General features: G+C 41.9%; 15 protein-coding genes. 6 read left to right on the top strand and 9 right to left on the bottom strand.

The window, feature by feature from the left end; all coding sequences use genetic code 11:
• Nucleotides 1–51 precede the first annotated feature (51 nt).
• From J0X14_RS18795 to J0X14_RS18785, 3 genes are all read left to right on the top strand, one after another.
• On the top strand, nt 52–2,331 hold the full coding sequence (locus tag J0X14_RS18795) for a M28 family peptidase (protein ID WP_207099371.1): 2,280 nt from the start codon (nt 52–54) through the stop codon (nt 2,329–2,331).
• Nucleotides 2,324–3,133: an SDR family oxidoreductase gene (locus tag J0X14_RS18790; protein WP_207099370.1), complete on the top strand. Its 810-nt coding sequence runs from the start codon at nt 2,324–2,326 to the stop codon at nt 3,131–3,133. The genes J0X14_RS18795 and J0X14_RS18790 overlap by 8 nt, the downstream gene beginning before the upstream one ends.
• A gap of 69 nt (nt 3,134–3,202) precedes the next feature.
• The gene (locus J0X14_RS18785) at nt 3,203–3,907 is read left to right on the top strand and encodes a hypothetical protein (RefSeq protein WP_207099369.1); all 705 of its coding nucleotides are present in this window, start codon (nt 3,203–3,205) and stop codon (nt 3,905–3,907) included.
• Nucleotides 3,908–3,910: 3 nt separating this feature from the next.
• Here the strand turns inward: J0X14_RS18785 and J0X14_RS18780 are convergent, their stop codons facing one another.
• Nucleotides 3,911–4,411, bottom strand: coding sequence for a nuclear transport factor 2 family protein (locus tag J0X14_RS18780; RefSeq protein WP_207099368.1), 501 nt, complete (start codon nt 4,409–4,411; stop codon nt 3,911–3,913).
• Nucleotides 4,401–4,898 (bottom strand): hypothetical protein, encoded by a 498-nt coding sequence (locus tag J0X14_RS18775; RefSeq protein ID WP_207099367.1) that lies wholly within the window; start codon nt 4,896–4,898, stop codon nt 4,401–4,403. The genes J0X14_RS18780 and J0X14_RS18775 overlap by 11 nt, the downstream gene beginning before the upstream one ends.
• Before the next feature lie 64 nt (nt 4,899–4,962).
• Between J0X14_RS18775 and J0X14_RS18770 the strand changes: the two genes are divergently transcribed.
• Nucleotides 4,963–5,901 carry an NAD-dependent epimerase/dehydratase family protein gene (locus J0X14_RS18770; protein ID WP_207099366.1) on the top strand — a complete coding sequence of 313 codons (939 nt, stop codon included), beginning with the start codon at nt 4,963–4,965 and terminating at the stop codon, nt 5,899–5,901.
• Nucleotides 5,902–5,911: 10 nt separating this feature from the next.
• Here J0X14_RS18770 and J0X14_RS18765 read toward each other — a convergent pair whose 3' ends face one another.
• The 3 genes from J0X14_RS18765 to J0X14_RS18755 form a co-directional block, all read right to left on the bottom strand.
• Nucleotides 5,912–6,232 carry a hypothetical protein gene (locus J0X14_RS18765; RefSeq protein ID WP_207099365.1) on the bottom strand — a complete coding sequence of 107 codons (321 nt, stop codon included), beginning with the start codon at nt 6,230–6,232 and terminating at the stop codon, nt 5,912–5,914.
• A gap of 74 nt (nt 6,233–6,306) precedes the next feature.
• Nucleotides 6,307–6,735 carry a cyclic pyranopterin monophosphate synthase MoaC gene (moaC, locus tag J0X14_RS18760; protein ID WP_207099364.1) on the bottom strand — a complete coding sequence of 143 codons (429 nt, stop codon included), beginning with the start codon at nt 6,733–6,735 and terminating at the stop codon, nt 6,307–6,309.
• 3 nt (nt 6,736–6,738) lie between these two features.
• Nucleotides 6,739–7,179, bottom strand: a complete 441-nt coding sequence (locus tag J0X14_RS18755; RefSeq protein ID WP_207099363.1) for a molybdenum cofactor biosynthesis protein MoaE — start codon at nt 7,177–7,179, stop codon at nt 6,739–6,741.
• A gap of 251 nt (nt 7,180–7,430) precedes the next feature.
• Here J0X14_RS18755 and J0X14_RS18750 point away from each other — a divergent pair, with 251 nt between their 5' ends.
• Together J0X14_RS18750 and J0X14_RS18745 are read left to right on the top strand one after the other, a co-directional pair.
• Nucleotides 7,431–8,333, top strand: coding sequence for a serine hydrolase (locus tag J0X14_RS18750; RefSeq protein ID WP_207099362.1), 903 nt, complete (start codon nt 7,431–7,433; stop codon nt 8,331–8,333).
• A gap of 88 nt (nt 8,334–8,421) precedes the next feature.
• A complete protein-coding gene (locus J0X14_RS18745) occupies nt 8,422–11,157 on the top strand; it encodes a hypothetical protein (RefSeq protein WP_207099361.1) in 2,736 nt (911 codons plus the stop codon).
• Here the strand turns inward: J0X14_RS18745 and J0X14_RS18740 are convergent.
• From J0X14_RS18740 to J0X14_RS18725, 4 genes are all read right to left on the bottom strand, one after another.
• Entirely contained in the window at nt 11,144–12,409 is a 1,266-nt protein-coding gene (locus tag J0X14_RS18740; RefSeq protein ID WP_207099360.1) for a serine hydrolase, read from the bottom strand. The two genes, J0X14_RS18745 and J0X14_RS18740, sit on opposite strands and share 14 nt — an antisense overlap.
• Nucleotides 12,410–15,319, bottom strand: coding sequence for a PEP/pyruvate-binding domain-containing protein (locus J0X14_RS18735; RefSeq protein ID WP_207099359.1), 2,910 nt, complete (start codon nt 15,317–15,319; stop codon nt 12,410–12,412). It lies immediately after the preceding gene.
• Nucleotides 15,320–15,566: 247 nt separating this feature from the next.
• A complete protein-coding gene (locus J0X14_RS18730) occupies nt 15,567–16,355 on the bottom strand; it encodes a DUF1080 domain-containing protein (RefSeq protein ID WP_207099358.1) in 789 nt (262 codons plus the stop codon).
• A gap of 484 nt (nt 16,356–16,839) precedes the next feature.
• Complete coding sequence (locus J0X14_RS18725; protein ID WP_207099357.1) at nt 16,840–17,232, bottom strand: hypothetical protein; 393 nt, start codon at nt 17,230–17,232, stop codon at nt 16,840–16,842.
• Nucleotides 17,233–17,358: the final 126 nt, after the last annotated feature.

Raw genomic sequence — 17,358 nt, 5'->3', positions numbered from 1 at the left:
TGTACGAACCTTTCATAAATTCATACATTTATATACCAACAAAACCAAATCATGAAATTTTCAAAATCCCTCGCCCTCCTACTCCTATTTTTTGCGGTGTATTGGAGTTACAAATCCTTGGTGCCCTCCTATTCCCCAGATGAGGATACGGTTCAGGAGCACTTTTCCACGGATAGGGCCTTATTCCATGTTAAAAATATCTCCATTGAACCCCATGCCGTAGGTTTCCCCGGTCATGCGCGGGTTCGAGCTTACATCATTGCCGAACTCAAAAAAATGGGGTTGGAAACCATTACTCAAGAAGGATATACGGCCGGAGATTGGGGCAATTTGAGCAAGGCTACCAATATTTTGGCCAAAATAAAAGGCTCAGGAGAAGGCAAAGCACTTTTACTGTTGTCTCATTACGATAGCAATCCCCATTCTTCATACGGGGCAAGTGATGCCGGAAGTGGTGTAGCCACCATCTTAGAGGGCGTCAGAGCTTTTTTGGCCGAAAACAAGACCCCTAAAAATGATATCATCATCCTTATCACCGATGCAGAAGAACTGGGTCTCAACGGTGCTGACCTTTTTGTGAACAACCATCCTTGGGCCAAAGATGTGGGGCTGGTCCTAAATTTTGAAGCCCGAGGCAGTGGAGGTCCCAGTTACATGCTCATTGAGACCAATCGTGGAAACGGAAAATTGATTAAAGAGTTCACTGAGGCCAATCCAAAATATCCCGTGGCCAATTCATTGGCGTACAGCATCTACAAAATGCTGCCCAACGACACAGATTTAACCGTTTTTAGGGAGGATGGCGATATTGAGGGCTTTAATTTCGCCTTTATTGATGACCATTTCGATTATCATACCGCCTTGGACAACTACGAGCGGTTGGACAGGACTTCGTTGGCGCATCAAGGCAGTTATTTAATGCCGCTCATCCACTATTTTTCAGATGCAGACCTTGATAATCTGAAAAGTTTGGATGACTATGTGTATTTTAATCTGCCATTCTTTAGGCTGATTTCTTATCCATTTGATTGGATTTGGCCCATGTTCTGGATTGCAGTTTTACTCTTTGTTTTGCTCCTTTTTGATGGATTTCGGAAGAAAAAACTCCAACTCGGTGATGTTTTTAAGGGTTTTGCTCCATTATTGCTCACGCTGGCCATCAATGGAATCGTTGGCTATTTCTGTTGGACCATCATTACGTGGTGGTATCCTGGTTTTAAAGACATGCTCCACGGATTCACCTACAACGGACATACCTACATTGTGGTGTATACAATGTTTTCCTTGGCTGTCTGTTTTTGGATGTACCACCAGTTTAGAAAGACCACCACACCAAATTTACTGGTCGCTCCCATCATTATTTGGTTGATCATCTGTGGACTGGTGGCTTCCTATTTACCAGGCGCCAGCTTTTTTGTGATTCCTTTGTTTGGATTGTTGGCCGCGTTTATGGTTACCATAAACCAAGAAGAACCCAACCCTTTTTTGTTGGTGTTTTTGGCACTGCCGGCTGTTTTTATGTACTCCCCGTTCATAAAAATGTTCCCCGTAGGATTGGGATTGAAAATGATGATGGCCGCCACTCTGTTCACAACCCTGTTGTTCTTTTTGGCTTTGCCCTTCTTCAGCAAACTAAAAAACAAGAATACGTTGGCCTATTTGTTTCTGTTCCTCTTTTTTGCATTCGGCATTTCAAGTCACATCAATTCTGACTTTAATGGGGAACGTCCCAAACCCAGCAGCTTGCTCTACGTGTACAATGCCGATGAGGACTCAGCCATTTGGGCTACTTATGATCATCGTCCAATTGGATGGAACAACCAATTTCTAGGAGACGAAAAAAGAGAGCCTGGGCCAGAGGAGTACAAAACTTTATCTAGCAAATATGTCACAAAACTCACCTATATTGCCGATGCACCGCAGAAAGACATTACACTTCCTTGGATCGACACTGTAAAGGATACCATTATTGGTGAAAATCGCATTCTTGAAATCTGCGTCACCCCAAAACGGGATGTTAATCGTTTGGATGTCTATACCAATCCTATTTCCCTGAATGCTGCCAAAGTAAACCGCATTGCATTATCAGAAGACTTCTTACAAAAGCGGAGGAACAGATTGGTCACCCATTACATCACAAATAATGAATATACCGAACTGGAGCTAAGTTTCCCAAAAGATTCTGTATTGGAATTGTCATTCTACGAAGCTTCCAACGACCTTCTCTCCCATAAAGATTTTAGCATCCCTAAAAGACCTGAAACCAGTATCCCCATGCCTTTTGTCTTAAATGATGCTATATTGACCATAAAAACTATAAAGTTTGAGTGAAAAAATTGGCGTGTTGGGTTGCGGATGGCTGGGACTGCCCTTGGCAAAGCGTCTTTTACAAGATTCATACAAGGTCTTTGGCACCACTACATCAGAAGAGAAACTGAATGAACTCCAAAAAGAGGGCATTCGACCTTTTCAAATAAGGTTGTCCCCCACTGCCATCCTTGGCGATATTCAAGGCTTTTTATCCCAAATCGATGTATTGATCATCAACGTTCCACCTCGATTACGGGGTAAGAACACCGAGAGCTTTGTGGATAAAACGGTGTTGTTGCATTCCGAGATCAAAAAAAGTGGATTGACCAAGGTGATTTTTGTGAGTAGTACCGCCGTGTATGGTGATTTGGAAGGAGAAGTCAACGAGCTGACCCCTATAAAACCTACAACCGAATCAGGGAAACAATTGATGGAGAGTGAGCAACTCTTTGGGAATGACCCCAATCTTTCTTGTACCATCATCCGGTTTGGCGGCCTCATCGGTCCTGACCGACATCCCGTTACCATGTTGTCCCAAAAAACACATCTTACCAACGGCAACGACCCAGTCAATCTCATCCATCTGGAAGATTGCATCCACATGATTCTTACAATCCTGGAAAACCAATATTGGGGAGAATTATTCAATGGCGTAAATCCCTTTCATCCTTCAAAAAGTGATTATTATGGTTCGGAGGCAGCTAAAAGGGGGCTTCCTCCACTAAAATATCAAGTTGATCCTACCCCAAGCAGGGCCAAAGTGGTCATAAGTCAGAATTTTTTGGACAAAGGGCATGCATTCACCACCTCCATTATATCCTGATACTTATGGGATTATTAACAGGATGGTATGAATAATTTTTTTAGTTTTGGCGCACTAAATTGAAGATGAATGAAAAAGACGCTATTTGTATTGCTGATGCTAATCGGTTTTAGTGGAATTTCCCAGACCAAAAACGAACTTTTAGAGCACTACAAGGCCTATTACCAAGAAATGCGCATGCAAGGTGATGTTACAGGTGTTATTGGGGCATTGACCCATTTGAATGTGCTTTCCCCATCCAAAGAACGGCAAGATACTTTGGCCTTTGTGTATATGAACAACAGCCAGCACATGCAGGCTTTGAACACCATTGGCATTGAAAAGAATGAAGCTGATTCCGATCTTGCGGTTCAGGTTAAGGCGGTTTCCTTAAAGGCTCTCAACCAACCCAAAAGAGCTTTGGAACACTTTGAGATTTTGTACAAAAGAGACCCATCAGCCTATTTGGCTTATGAATTGGCCGACCTTAAAATCCAAACGGGTGACAATGCCGGAGCAATGTCCAACATTGAATATGGAATCACCAATTCCCAAGATGACATGAAATATGCCTTTTATGAAAGACAACAACCTTACGAAGTTGCTTTGAAGGCTGCTTTTTACCACTTGAAGGGATTGGTCACGTACAATATGGACAAAAACGATATTGAAGGCGCCATTGCTTCCATTGATGAAGCCCTGAAGATTGACCCTAACTTTAATTTGGCCAGTTTAAGCAAGCAAGCCTTGGAATCCCGCAAGGAAAAACCTGAAGGAGCGGGCGGCGGAAAGTAAGAATCACTGATTCTTTTTCAACTCAAGGAGTAATTCATCATCTTTTTTCTCCTTGATTTGAATCAGTTCGCCTACATTGTCATTGGGCACTGCGATTGAAAGTACATAATGGGCAATTTTCCATTGCCCATTTTCTTTTTTCAGTACTCCAGACCCCCTACAAATTTTCATTTGGGTATCGAGCAACTCATCAAACCATGCAAAATCTTTTGTTTTGTTGATGTAGATATTCCGTTGTACCGATGTAAAGCTCCAGGCCTTGCCCCCATCAAAATAAGGTTTGGAAAACGCCTTGAATTCATCGTTTTGCCAATTCTCCATGGCATCGGTTCCAATAAAAACGGCATCACTGGTCATTTTGCCAAAATAGGCCTCAAAATCGGCATTGGCCGCGGCCAAATGCCAGCTATCCAAAACCGCGTTGATTTTTGCCTTTTCAGTATCCTGGGCCCTCGCCCCCAGGGTTAAAAAAAGTCCCAAGACGATCAATACTTTAGTTTTCATCCAATATCAATTCTTTGTCTAGTTGACTATTTACAATCACATTGAATTGCTTTCTTAGGGCATTGTAGGCTTGGAGCATTTCAACGGTGGGCGCTGTGGTCTCTTGATTTTCCAAAAGACTGGCCTTCACTTTATACAAATAAGTCCTTAAAACCTGTTGTCTGCTTTTTACCCTAAATGTATCGAACAATTCCGGATAGGTGCTTTCTGCCAATTGCTTTTCCTTTTCAATGAGGTCGTCAATGGCCAAGATGAGATCTTCATTATTGGTGGCCTTGTATAATACATCAATACTCGCTGCGAAAACCACAAACTCTTTCCAGGCTTCTACAATTTCGATGGCCTCGGGATTAAGGGTTAGTTTTGAAGGCATTTTTTGATACTGAAAACCAAGCTCGTCAGTTTGGATTTCCTGAGAACTTTCTTGATTTTTTTTACATCCAGAAAGCATCAATAAAATAAGTAGTACGCCTAACAATTTTCGCATAGGCGAATGTACAAATTTTAATAAAGGGTATCTTTGCCAACGAACGCAATTAACTTCAATTTTAATGCAAAAACCTATTCTCATTATTGGTGCATGTGGCCAAATTGGAACTGAACTCACCATTGAATTACGAAACAAGTACGGCTCTGAAAAAGTGGTGGCCAGTGATATTAGGGAAGGAAGTGATGCTTTAATGGCTTCTGGCCCGTTTGAGTTGTTGGATGCCACCAACTATGCCGCCATAGAGGATGTAGTGATGCATTATGAGATTGATGAAGTATATTTAATGGCCGCCATGCTCAGTGCCACGGCAGAAAAATTTCCCATGCGTGCATGGAACTTGAACATGAATTCCTTATTCAATGTCCTGAATTTGGCCAAGGACAATAAAATTTCCAAAATATTTTGGCCTTCCAGCATTGCTGTTTTTGGGCCTAACACTCCAAAAGAAAATACACCGCAAAGTACCATTATGGAACCCAGTACGGTCTATGGCATTAGCAAACAGTCTGGGGAGCGCTGGTGCGAATACTATTTTAAAAAGTTTGGGGTAGATGTGCGCAGTGTTCGCTATCCTGGTTTAATCAGTTGGAAGACCATGCCCGGTGGCGGCACCACGGATTATGCGGTTGAAATTTATCATGAAGCCCTGAAAAAAAAGGAATACGAATCCTTTTTGGACAAGGACACTAAACTGCCCATGATGTATATGGATGATGCCATAAGGGCTACCATCCAACTTATGGAAAGTCCGGCTGAGCACCTTACCGTAAGATCATCCTACAACTTGGGAAGTATGAGCTTTACCCCTGAAGATGTGGCAGAAAGCATTCAAAAGCATATTTCAGATTTCAAAATCAGTTACGCCCCTGATTTTAGGCAAAAAATAGCGGATTCATGGCCCAGTACCATTGATGATACACAAGCCAAAAAAGACTGGGGTTGGAAACCCGAGTTTGATTTGGACCAAACTACTTCGGAAATGCTAAGCAATCTAAAATAAGGAAGATAGTTTATTCCTCTTCTGAGTCGGAGAAGTCCTCGTCATCGTCATCATCTGGAATTTTACCCAAATCTTCCGTGTCAAGATCATTGTCGTCATCGTCATCGTCATCAAAGTTGGCCATGGTGTGTTCCAGTTTGGAACTAATCTTCACCAAGTATTTGGTATCGTCCGTAGAAACCTCAACAGCTTCAATCAGCTCACCTTTTAAGTTTCTAAAATTGATGACATCATTATCGCCATAGCCATCAGGATATTTATCCACCAACAGCTTTAGCACTTCGGGGGTCAATTTTTTATAATCGACAATTACACGTTTGAGGTTATTCATAGCAATGGGATTATCGTCTGATTAATCTAAAATTAGAATAAAAGTAATTGCTGCAAAAAAAATATCGAAAAAAATTATGCTGTACCAATATCCGATTTGCCCCCTGTTTTTTTCAGCAACTTAATGTGATGTATCTCCACTCCCTTATCAATGGGCTTGAGCATATCGTACATGGTAAGGGCCACTACACTGGCTCCATGCATGGCCTCTACCTCCACTCCGGTCTTGTAAAACGTTTTTACGGTAATCAGGATTTTGATCTCCAAGCCCTCCATTTCATACTCAATACCACAGTATTCTACGGGCAATGGATGGCAATCGGGCAGTAAATCCGAAGTTTTCTTTACGCCCAAAAATCCAGCTGCCTTGCTCATGGAGAGCACATCACCTTTGGGAACGGTTCCGTTTTTAATGGCTTCAATGGTGGCCTTATCACTGACCTTGACCACCGCTTGGGCCACAGCCGTTCTATGGGTGGATTGTTTTTGTGTAATGTCTACCATAGGCTATGTATTGACTTTCCATTGATAGGAATCGTCCTCAAAAAGTTCTTTGCCAAAAACGGGAACGTGGGCTTTTATTTCCTCCACAACATATTCCAAGGCTTCAAAGGCGACTCTTCTATGAGGCGATGACACAAAAACAAACAGACATATCTCCCCTACACCTACTTTTCCCAAACTATGGTAAACATGCATACAGGTAATCTCATATTTTGAAAAAGTGGTCTCTCGAATCTCATGGAATTTTTGATTGGCCATGCTTTCATAGGCAGTATACTCAATGGCTGAAACCGTTTTTCCCTCAATTTCATCGGCCCGTACTTGGCCCAAAAAGATATCATGGGCACCAATCTGGGTCTTGGATTGATGTTTTGCAATGGAATTGGCTATAAAATCAGGGGAGATGGCCCCCTCCTTAAACACATTCTTAATCTTGGTCTCCATACAGCAAGTTTTGCACTAAGGTAAGGAAGAATGGGAAAAGTGGTTTGGAGAGAACAGAACTTTCCTTTGAACCATCCCCTTTTGCATTATAAAATAATAATCCAAGCCCAATATTTAACATTTTAATTTCAAATTATGCTTCCAATGCGCAAAAATGCTGTGACTTTCATTTCAACTAAAAAAATATTTTTAACATGTTGTGCGTTACTGGATTATATACTTTTGACTAGTTTTTATACTGTGGATTTTTAATGAAAAACATACTTAGCACATTTTTCTTTTTTGCCATGCTCTTTTCAACTTTTGGACAGCAACCCCTGCCATTGAAGATAAAGAGTGAAAACATTAAACCATTGACGAAATTGGTGGATACCTCGCTTCAATCCAATTTGGAAGAAGAAATATTAAGCAATGAAGTCTGGTCCCACTTAATTTCTCAAAAAAAGATGGCCATCGGCATTGTGGATTTAAGCAACCCTGAAAAGGCCAGGTTTGCCAGAATCAACGGCAACTATATGATGTACGCCGCCAGTCTTCCCAAAATTGCCATTCTATTATCTGCCATGGATGCCATTGAAAAAGGAGAGCTCATGGAGACCCAGGAAGTAAAAAAAGACATGCGATTGATGATCAGTAAATCGGACAATGCTGCATCCACTCGCATGATTGACCGTGTTGGCTATGCCAAAATAGAATCGGTAATGACAGATCCACAATATGCCTTTTATGATCAAGACAAAGGTGGTGGCCTTTGGGTTGGCAAACGTTATGGAGGTGGTGGCGATACCAATAGAGAGCCTTTAAAACAACTCAGCCATGCCGCTTCCGTGACCCAGGTGTGCCGATTTTATTACCTGCTCGCCAACGGAAAATTGGTCAATGAAAAAAGATCTAAGCAGATGCTGAACATTATGGAAAACCCAGAACTTCACCACAAATTTGTGAACACCTTGGAAGTCATAGCACCGTCTGCGCGATTGTTCCGTAAATCTGGGTCCTGGAAGACCTATCACTCTGATTCCATTTTGGTATGGGGAAAAGACCCCAACCGACGTTACATCTTAGTTGCCCTCATTGATGACCCAGACGGAGAGCAAATCATCCGGAATTTGGTCAAACCAGTAGAAAAAGTATTGAAAAAAACCGAAATTTAGTCATTGGATAGACCTAAAACCAATGATCTACAGACTTGCAAATAATTTTTTTGACATCAGAAAGGGGGAATACAAAATTTCCCTTTTTATGTTTTGTTACATCTTTCTGATCATATCAGTGCTATTGATCATAAAGCCAACTATCAACGCACTGTTTCTTTCTGAATTGGGTGCCGAAAAACTATCTGTAGCCTACGTGCTGGTAGCCCTTACCGCTATCTTTAGTTCCATGTTTTACACTCGAATTTTGACCAAGTTTGAGTTAAATCACATTATAAAGACCACGCTCACCACCTCAATTATTGTTCTAGTCGCCTTGGGAGTCCTGTTAAAATTGGGGTTAATAAACACCTATTTACTCTTCTTTTTCTATATCTGGGTAGCCATATACGCTGTATTGTCCGCCTCCCAATTTTGGGTCTTGGCCAATTTGGTTTTCAATGTGCGGGATGCAAAACGACTTTTCGGTTTTATAGGTTCAGGGGCTATTTTAGGTGGGATTTTTGGAGGCTACCTGACCTCTATTTTTGCCCCTCTTTTTGGCAATGAGGTCATGATATTCATAGCCGCCTTATTGCTTATTGGGTGTTTCCCCTTGCTGCGTTTCATTTGGAGGCTTCGGGTGAACAAATTGGATGAGTTCAAGCAGAAAAAACGTATCTCCTTGACCGACGGCCATCCCTATAAATTGATTAAAAAATCCCGTCACCTCACCTATATGGCCCTAACCGTGGCCGTTGGGGTGTTGGTGGCCAAACTGGTAGATTACCTCTTCAGTGATTTTGCCGCCAAAGCCATTGAAGACCCAGAAGAGCTCACTTCTTTTTTGGCTTTTTGGTTTTCCTCCTTCAATTTATTGTCGCTCGCGGTGCAGCTCTTTCTCACCCATCGGATAGTAGGTATTTGGGGGGTAGGCTTTTCCTTGCTCCTGTTGCCTTTAGGCATCCTTTTTGGCGCTGTTTTTTTCTTGATACTGCCCGAACTTTCCGCAATTGTGGCCATAAAGGCCATGGATGGAGTCTTGAAACAATCCATCAATAAAAGTGCTTCGGAATTGTTGGCACTCCCCTTGCCCTTTGAGCTAAAAAACCGAACAAAATCCTTTATTGATGTGGTCGTGGACAGCATTGCCACCGGTTTTGCAGGCTTGCTGCTCATTTTCTTTGTCAACGGGCTCGACCTTGGCACCATGAGCATTACCCTGTTGATCATTGGTTTGGTTCTGGTTTGGATATTTTTTGTAGGGGTTTTGCGCAAAGAATATTACGCCACCTTCAAAAAGAATCTGGAAAATACAGCAGATAAAACAACCAACATTTCCTCCGAAAAGGTGAAGAAGGTTTCTGTAGTTGAGGGTATGAAAAGCGTTTTTTCAAGCGGAAGCGAAGAGCAACTCCTTTTTATGCTGAACAAGTTGATGGAAATCAATGATAGAAGGTTCCTGGATGATGTACTACGATTATTGGACCATCCTTCACTAAAAGTGAAAGCTGCTGCCATGCGCAACCTCTATTTTTTGAATAGTGACACCATGGTGGTAAACATCAATGAACTTTTGGGGTATGGGGATGAAGAATTGACTTTGGCCACTTTTGAGTATTTATTGCTTCATTCAGACCAAAACGAAGAACATATTTTTGACCAATTTCTAGATGCGGATAGCCAGTTGATTCGGGATACGGCCCTGTACTGTTTAGCATTGGAAAGTGCTGGCAACATCACGCTGAAATCAAGATATGATTTGGCGGGAAGATTGGAAAAACGTTTGGCCCAAAAAGAGCACCCCATAAATCCATTGGTTTTAAAGACAATTGCCACTTCGGGTTACCCCCAATATTACCCGGTGATCATGGCAAGCCTTGAGGGTAAGGATGATACCCTAAAAAATGCTGCCATAGTTGCCGCGGGCATTAGTATGCGACCCATGTTTATTAACAAATTATTGCACTTACTTCCCTATAAAACAACGCGTCCTTTGGTGGTTGAGGCACTAAACAACTATGGCCCTGGTATCCTCCCTATTTTGGTTTCTCACGTAAAAAATCGTGCGGTAAACCTTGACATTTGTCGTTTTGTGCCGCTTGTTATAAAGTCTTTTATGTCCAAAGAAGCAGTTCATTCGTTGTTTCAGTTGTTTGATGATGTTGACCTCGGCGTTCGGTTGGAAGTGGTCCGGGCCCTCAGCGATATTCGAAAAGAGCGACCCACACTGCGATTCAATCGGTTTAAAATTGTGGCGAAGATTTTTGAGGAGTGCAAACTATACCATCAGACGCTTTCAGCCATGCATACCCAAATCATCATCTCCTACCGAAACCGGAAAAAATCGGGAGTCACTGTCGATTCCGAAGAAAGGGATGCCCGTGCTTCATTGCTGGAATTATTGGAGCGAAGACTGGATTCGGGCTTGGAGCGGATATTCAAGCTTTTGGGGTTGAAATATGTGCAGGAAGATGTGCAGAATGCCTATTTGGGGCTTTTAAGTCCTAAAGAAGAATCCCGGAACAAGGCCATAGAGTTTTTAGACAACCTTCTTACGGGCAATCTGAAACAAAAGTTGCTACCCATCATTGAGGAAGCTACCATGGATTTTTCTTCAGAAGAGGCCATACAGAAAATCAAGCATAGCATTCCCAGTGAAATGGAATGCTTTGAGCAATTATTGCAGGTCCCGGATGTAAACTTGAGATTGTCAGTAATCTACCTCATCGGGAAACAAAAAGACGGTCGTTTTAAACCTTTGTTGGAACGATTTATTACGGATGACAGCCCAAAAATCAAGGATTTTGCCTTAAAAGCATTGGAAGAAATCAGCCTTTCCTAACAATCTTGTCAATGGCAGAGGCCAAATACATATGGTCCGAAGCTGAATTTTTCCGTAGCACGTTGGTCATCAACACCACTATATATCTGCAATTATCGGGGTGTTCCACAATGATGACGGAGTTCATAAAGTTCTGCACATTGCCCATATATTTTCCGCATTCCTCGCCTTTGCTTCGGTCGCATTTATAGAGGCTCCCCGATTTAAAATAAACCGCTGCCTCTTTCAAGGCTGGCGATTGCGCGTAGCGAATACGTCTATCGGTCATATACATCAAGCGTTTCATCTCCAAACTGCTTGCCTCATCAATCACCTTTCCCTGCTCGAGCTGCACCAAAAACTTCATCAAACCATAAGGCGTGCCAATACTGCCCCCTTTGTCACCTACATAGGTATTGGCTCCGGAAGTAAAAAAACTGCCCAATCGCCATTCATCCGTGGTTATTCCCAAATCACGAAGCGGAAGATTTACCACATCATTGGCCAAATCGGTCAACTCTTTTTTGGGTGTCTCCTTAAAATAGGCCATGGCCTCCTCTTCGGTAAGCTCTGGATATTTTTCACCGAAAGCAGCCATCAAAAGTGCTTCGCGCCATACAATACTGGCAGCGCCGTTATTGCTCACTGACAGCATGTGGTCAGCCCATTCATATAGACTGAACACATCACTGGCAATCACCTGACGCTTGACCAAGGTATTCTTCTCCACATCAAAAATTGGAATAGTATGCTCATCGGTTAGACCCCAGACCCCAGCTTTTACGACTTTATTTTTCAGCAATTGGGTCCGCAACTCAAAGGAATCCGGGTAGATTTTGGCCAACTGTTCAAAAAGTGCCACAAGGACTGCCAATTTACCTACACTTCCCGGCTGATAGCCTAAAGTTTTGTTTCGCTCGGCATACCTAACACTATCCGGGTCCGAAATATCCAAAATGGTCAGGGAATAGCTCTTATCGAGACCTCGAAACAATGCACCGATATCCTTTTGAAAGGATTCATTTACTACAAAAAAGCTTCCCACACTATCTTCTTTCTTAGACAGCAGATTCAATTGTATATCCTCCCAAGATTTTTTGGCACCTTCCGGCAAGGGGGAAGAGGTCTCCTTCAGTTCACCATTCTTGATCATTTCAAGGCGTTTGAGTCGCTTTATTCCGGTACGCTCATACCCATCGATGGGATATTCCACAAATTCGGTGAATCCCAATCCTATCAAACCTAAAACTGCTAAAGCAAGTATCTTTTTCATCTACAATTTTTTGGAAAGTGAAATACGTTTGGCAAGGTCAATCTTTGGGGTGATGGACTCCAAATAGGTAGAACCCAACGCCTTTTTGTTCTCCACAAAAGGTCGAATTTGGAACAACCAAAGCTTATTGTCTTTAAAGCCTAATTCCACATCATATGCGCCTTCATAATCTGAATGTGTCTCTTTGGGGACCCGCTCCCGAATGGTACGCGCCAAATCCCGGATTTCATTGATGTTCCGTTCATTGAGAACACGGTCTTGAAAAGTGGCTTGTTTCTTCTCTGTACCCCCTGTTTTGGGCAAACCATTATAGAAACGCTCCCTGGCAGGGGCCAACAAGGTATAACCTCCTTCCTCTTTGATAAGATATTGCTCGGCAGCCTGACCATCTACAGCACCACCAGCACCTCGACTGAACGCTACGGTGAGGTCATTCTCCTTTCCTGAACTGATTCCCTTGGTGATCAAGACCCCGGAATAGTCCACATCCACACTGGGAATCACCAAAATAGAAGGAAATACATTTTCAGGGTTCAGTAAATATTTTTGCCTCCATTTAAAACTTCGTTCGGTGTATGGTGAAGCCCAAACATCCTTGATGCCTTCCAAGATTTTGGCTTTGTCCACCGAATTGAAGATGGTGAGGTTCAGCCCAGCCCCAGTAAAATCCTTTAAATCTTCCATATTGGTATCACTGCGAAGAAATACGGGAACGGTTCCCAATTCGGAGCCCAACACTTCTTTGAATCCATTTTCCAATTGCTCTACAAAACTGTCTTGTAGTGGCATTTTTTTGATGGCATCCCGCAATATTTCCAGCTGTCGCAATTGGTAATTTTCCACCTCTTTTTCAGATATGCCCGAAGTCGACATCCGATTGGCCTCTTGGAACATTTTGGTCAAAAACTGCCAATACGTATCCCCTTGTCCGGGCATGTTCTGGTCCATATGCGTTCTGAAAATCCCAAAAGGGATTACAAGTCCTTCCACGACCTTATCCGGGAACATTTTTTTGAGTTGACCCAAATTGGCGGCTTTGGGGCCGCATAATTTACCAGAATCATCAGCATCCACGCTTCGCATGTTCAACACCTTCTTTTCATCTAGTCGAATCTGTGCAATGGGCACTTCAATGCGCTCTTCCTTGCGCTCCTTTTTAGCGAAAAGAGCCAATTCCTCTGCCGTCATTTGACTTTCTGATTTAAGGATAACGTTCCCCTTGTTGGAAACCGCATAGAACACTCGTGTACCCTCATATTTTTTTAAATCTTGCAGGTTTTCATCCGATAGGGCAGCATTGGGAATCCCTAGGTTTCGGGCCAACAATTGCACATGGGAAACCATGTTTCCTTCGGCCACTGTGGCGATACCAGCCACTGGTTTTAAATCGGAAGGTGGGCGTTGGAACACATAAATTTTATCCGAGGAAACCTCAATATCATCCGAACTGCCACCTACAACGACCAATTCACCAAACGCATAGCCCGGATTGAGACCCCGGATGGTACTTTGATTTTGCAAGTCCATCACTTTGTTTGCCAATTGGGATTCTGTAGAAATGAGATTCCCCAATTCGCCCACACTTTGCCCCAAATGTAGGGCCACGGAACCACGAATTTTATCATCCACAAAACCGACAGTTAGCGGCTCAAAAGCCACATATTCTCTAACAACACCATCGTAATTGGTCTTAACCATGGCCGCACTCCACTCCACTGCAGACCTTGCTCTATTTAATATTTCAGTTAATTCCCCCAACGACCGCTCCTGAGCTTCATAATTGGTCAAATCACTGGCCAGTTGATCCCATTCCCATTGCTCCAAATAGCCCGATCCCGTAACAGCCATACCCAGATAACAGATTTTATGAAGTAGCTCTTTTAAATTTTCAGGCTGATAGTCGGACGAGCCCTTGAATACAATCTCTTCCAGTTTTAGGGAAACATCAAGTAGCTGGAGCCGTGCCATGGGTCTTTTTTCTTCCATAAGACCACTTCGGATATCAAACAAGAGTTGCGATGCTTGTTCCAATAACAATTTTGGATTGCTCATCAATGCCGAATTGGAAGCAAACGCCAGAATGGAATTCCCCAATACGGTACCTTTAACAAGTGGAGCAATTTTAGGCAGTGCAGAAATGTCCACAGGCTTATGAAATTCCTTCATGGTAGCCACCAACTCATCCAATTTTTTGGAAATATCTGCAGTCAACTTGGTGTTGTTTGCCTGCTTGAAGCGAAGCACTTTTTGTACATCACCTTCTTCGGGCTGGCTGTGAATCTTTACTCTTAAATCCATAAAAGGCAGATACAAATCGGAAATCACTTTGGATTCGCTCCGCATCTTTTGGGCCACATTGTCGTCTCCATTGTGGGGAATATCTTTTAAAGACTGACGGACCAGAAAATATTCATCCCTTAAAACCTCATCCTTCGCCAAAAGCCATTTGTAAAACTCGATGCCCCAAGCTTCCTCATCCTCGGCTTGAATGGCGCCACGATAGAATTGTCCTTTTTGATTGATCCAACCATTATCTACACTCTTTAAATATTTGTCAAGTTGGTACTGTTTCAGTCGGGAATGGTCATTTTCAGCATCCCAAAAGGATTCCTTATCCGTATAGGCCAATATCTGGCCCAGATAAATATGATTGGATTTCCCCAAGGAAACAACCTCATCTTTGTAACGGGCGTGCTGTACGCCGGGGCCAATATCATCAGGACAGGGGTCCTTGGGTGCGCGAACACTACCATCTGTGCAGAACCAACGGATATCCTTATAAGGCCCTCTAATGTCATTTTTAAATTTCTGAATCAATGAGACAATATCCTTAGGCTCCGCTTTTTGGGCCTGAATCGTAAAGGGAAAAAGAATTAAATAGAGTAGTACAATTCTATAAAAACGTTCCATAGCAATCACGTTTTTGATGGGTTCTTCACAACAAAGGGAAATTTAACCAAAATCCTCTATAGTAAATATATTCAAATAACATCAGAAATTGGGATTCGCTTGTCAATCTTAATTGATAAACAACACTTTGGTGAAGTGGTGGTCTCGGCAACAATCAACCTTTTTCCAAAGCCTCAGTTGTACCATGAATTTCACTTTTTCTTTTTAGAATATTGCCGATTTTTACCTTAAAACCAAGGTAAGTCAATCATTCATCCAGTTTCATTAACTCTATATTCCTGAATTCTATAGGATGACCTTCTGCCTGAAGTGCAATATAGCCTTCACTGATAATTCTAGAGCGGCCATTTTCCATAAGTTTCCGCGCAAATTCATCAGTATCATCATATTGGGGTTTAGAATACTCCATTACTACTTGGCCATTGATTTTGTGTATTATTTTTTCGCTGCCATGTACTTCAACTTCCATCTTTACCCAACTGGCATCACTAATAGCTGGGTAACTTGAATTAGTGCAATGTTGGGTAATTAGACTATCATTCATTACAATATGCGTGCCTGCGGTGCATACATTGCCTGTAAAACGCTCCGTTTTATCATCACCTCCAAGTATTTGAGCTTCAACAGCCGTGAGAAATACTTGGTCAAGAGGCAGTTCAGAAGGATGTGGCGATTGGATTTTGATACCGCTATTTTTAAAAGCCCAGGATGGCGAGCCCGGGACCGATTCTCCCAAAAAACGATATTCCAATCGTAATCTGTAGCTCGAAAGCTTTTCCTGATAGAAAATATGTCCAAAATTATTATCAAAATTTTCATAGGCATCATAACTGACAATTAACCTCCCATCTTTAGCCTGAAAGGTATTCAGATAATTTTCCCCGTATTCCTGACCTGTAAACTTTGGAGACCACCCTTTTAGGTCTTTACCGTTAAAAATGGGCATCCATCCACTGTCTTTTTCCTGCTTACAGGAACACGTCAAAATGAAAACAGTTATTAAAGCCGCGTATACTAAACTTTTATTTTTTATCATTATATGAATTGTTGCTGTTTAATTTTGTATAGTAAATCTATACAATAAATTAAAGTGGTTAGGGGGTTTTACTGTGAAGTACCTGTCAAATGGATTCAATTATCCGACCACCATACCGACTATGATTAGAACAAGGGAAAGAAGAGTAAGGAAGTGGAATTTGACCCTAAAATCATTCGGAAGTAAAAGTAGCCCCGGCAAGAAATTACCGTGTCAGCGCACGGCATAAACCTCGATTCAAAAGCTGCGCTTGGGGCACTCCGTGCCTTTGCGTGTCTACTTCGTAGCCCCGGCAAGAATCGAACTTTTTCCCCGGACCCCTGGTTTTATTGGGGTTTGCACTTTTTGATTTCAAAATGTTGACGATTTGTGAACTTTTGCGATTGATTTGTCTTTCGTCATTTCAAAGATAAGCAAACCGTTGTAAATGATTTAATTATAAATGAAAGCCTATCGTTTATTTGAACTTCAATTTAAAAATCTATTAAGAAAATACCACAATCAGATAAATTATAAATCCCCAAAGCAATAAACCAAGTATAGCTGCCGAAATACCCTGTTTGTTTTTTCTTTCGAATCCCTCCCCCGAATAAAAAATTCCAATATCCTGAAAAATTAGGCACAACGGCCAACCTAAAATAATGAGAAACACCATCTCAGAATTAGTGTGAAAGGAAGAGGATTTTATCTTGCTAATTCTTGATTTATATTTTTTACTACTGCGCCTACGATTATCTTGGATGTTTAAGGAAACACCTCTATCTAATAGTTCAGCTTGTGCTTGAGTAAAGGCTTCTGGTTTCCATTCATTCTTATTCTCAATTATTTCAAAAAGCTCTTTATCACTTCTATCTTTAATTGGAGGATTGAAATTCATATTAATCGTTTATTTGAACTTTATAGATTTTTCAAAAGAACCATTGTTGTGGGCAGTTTATAAAAAATCAAACATTGTAATTAATGAGAAACTCAAAATCAAAATCATACAGCCAGTAATGAAATA

It is taken from the genome of Allomuricauda sp. CAU 1633 (assembly GCF_017313225.1).
In the GTDB taxonomy this organism is placed as follows: Bacteria; Bacteroidota; Bacteroidia; order Flavobacteriales; family Flavobacteriaceae; genus Flagellimonas.
The sequence above is the reverse complement of the archived record's forward strand: the minus strand, read 5'-3'. Positions and strand labels throughout refer to the sequence as shown.

Excerpts from the sequence above, each read along its gene's own strand:
- J0X14_RS18795 (WP_207099371.1), top strand. The coding sequence starts at position 52 with ATGAAATTTTCAAAATCCCTCGCCCTCCTACTCCTATTTTTTGCGGTG.
- J0X14_RS18785 (WP_207099369.1), top strand. The coding sequence starts at position 3,203 with ATGAAAAAGACGCTATTTGTATTGCTGATGCTAATCGGTTTTAGTGGA.
- J0X14_RS18780 (WP_207099368.1), bottom strand. The coding sequence starts at position 4,411 with ATGAAAACTAAAGTATTGATCGTCTTGGGACTTTTTTTAACCCTGGGG.
- J0X14_RS18775 (WP_207099367.1), bottom strand. The coding sequence starts at position 4,898 with ATGCGAAAATTGTTAGGCGTACTACTTATTTTATTGATGCTTTCTGGA.
- J0X14_RS18770 (WP_207099366.1), top strand. The coding sequence starts at position 4,963 with ATGCAAAAACCTATTCTCATTATTGGTGCATGTGGCCAAATTGGAACT.
- J0X14_RS18765 (WP_207099365.1), bottom strand. The coding sequence starts at position 6,232 with ATGAATAACCTCAAACGTGTAATTGTCGATTATAAAAAATTGACCCCC.
- moaC (WP_207099364.1), bottom strand. The coding sequence starts at position 6,735 with ATGGTAGACATTACACAAAAACAATCCACCCATAGAACGGCTGTGGCC.
- J0X14_RS18755 (WP_207099363.1), bottom strand. The coding sequence starts at position 7,179 with ATGGAGACCAAGATTAAGAATGTGTTTAAGGAGGGGGCCATCTCCCCT.
- J0X14_RS18750 (WP_207099362.1), top strand. The coding sequence starts at position 7,431 with ATGAAAAACATACTTAGCACATTTTTCTTTTTTGCCATGCTCTTTTCA.
- J0X14_RS18745 (WP_207099361.1), top strand. The coding sequence starts at position 8,422 with ATGTTTTGTTACATCTTTCTGATCATATCAGTGCTATTGATCATAAAG.
- J0X14_RS18740 (WP_207099360.1), bottom strand. The coding sequence starts at position 12,409 with ATGAAAAAGATACTTGCTTTAGCAGTTTTAGGTTTGATAGGATTGGGA.
- J0X14_RS18735 (WP_207099359.1), bottom strand. The coding sequence starts at position 15,319 with ATGGAACGTTTTTATAGAATTGTACTACTCTATTTAATTCTTTTTCCC.
- J0X14_RS18730 (WP_207099358.1), bottom strand. The coding sequence starts at position 16,355 with ATGATAAAAAATAAAAGTTTAGTATACGCGGCTTTAATAACTGTTTTC.
- J0X14_RS18725 (WP_207099357.1), bottom strand. The coding sequence starts at position 17,232 with ATGAATTTCAATCCTCCAATTAAAGATAGAAGTGATAAAGAGCTTTTT.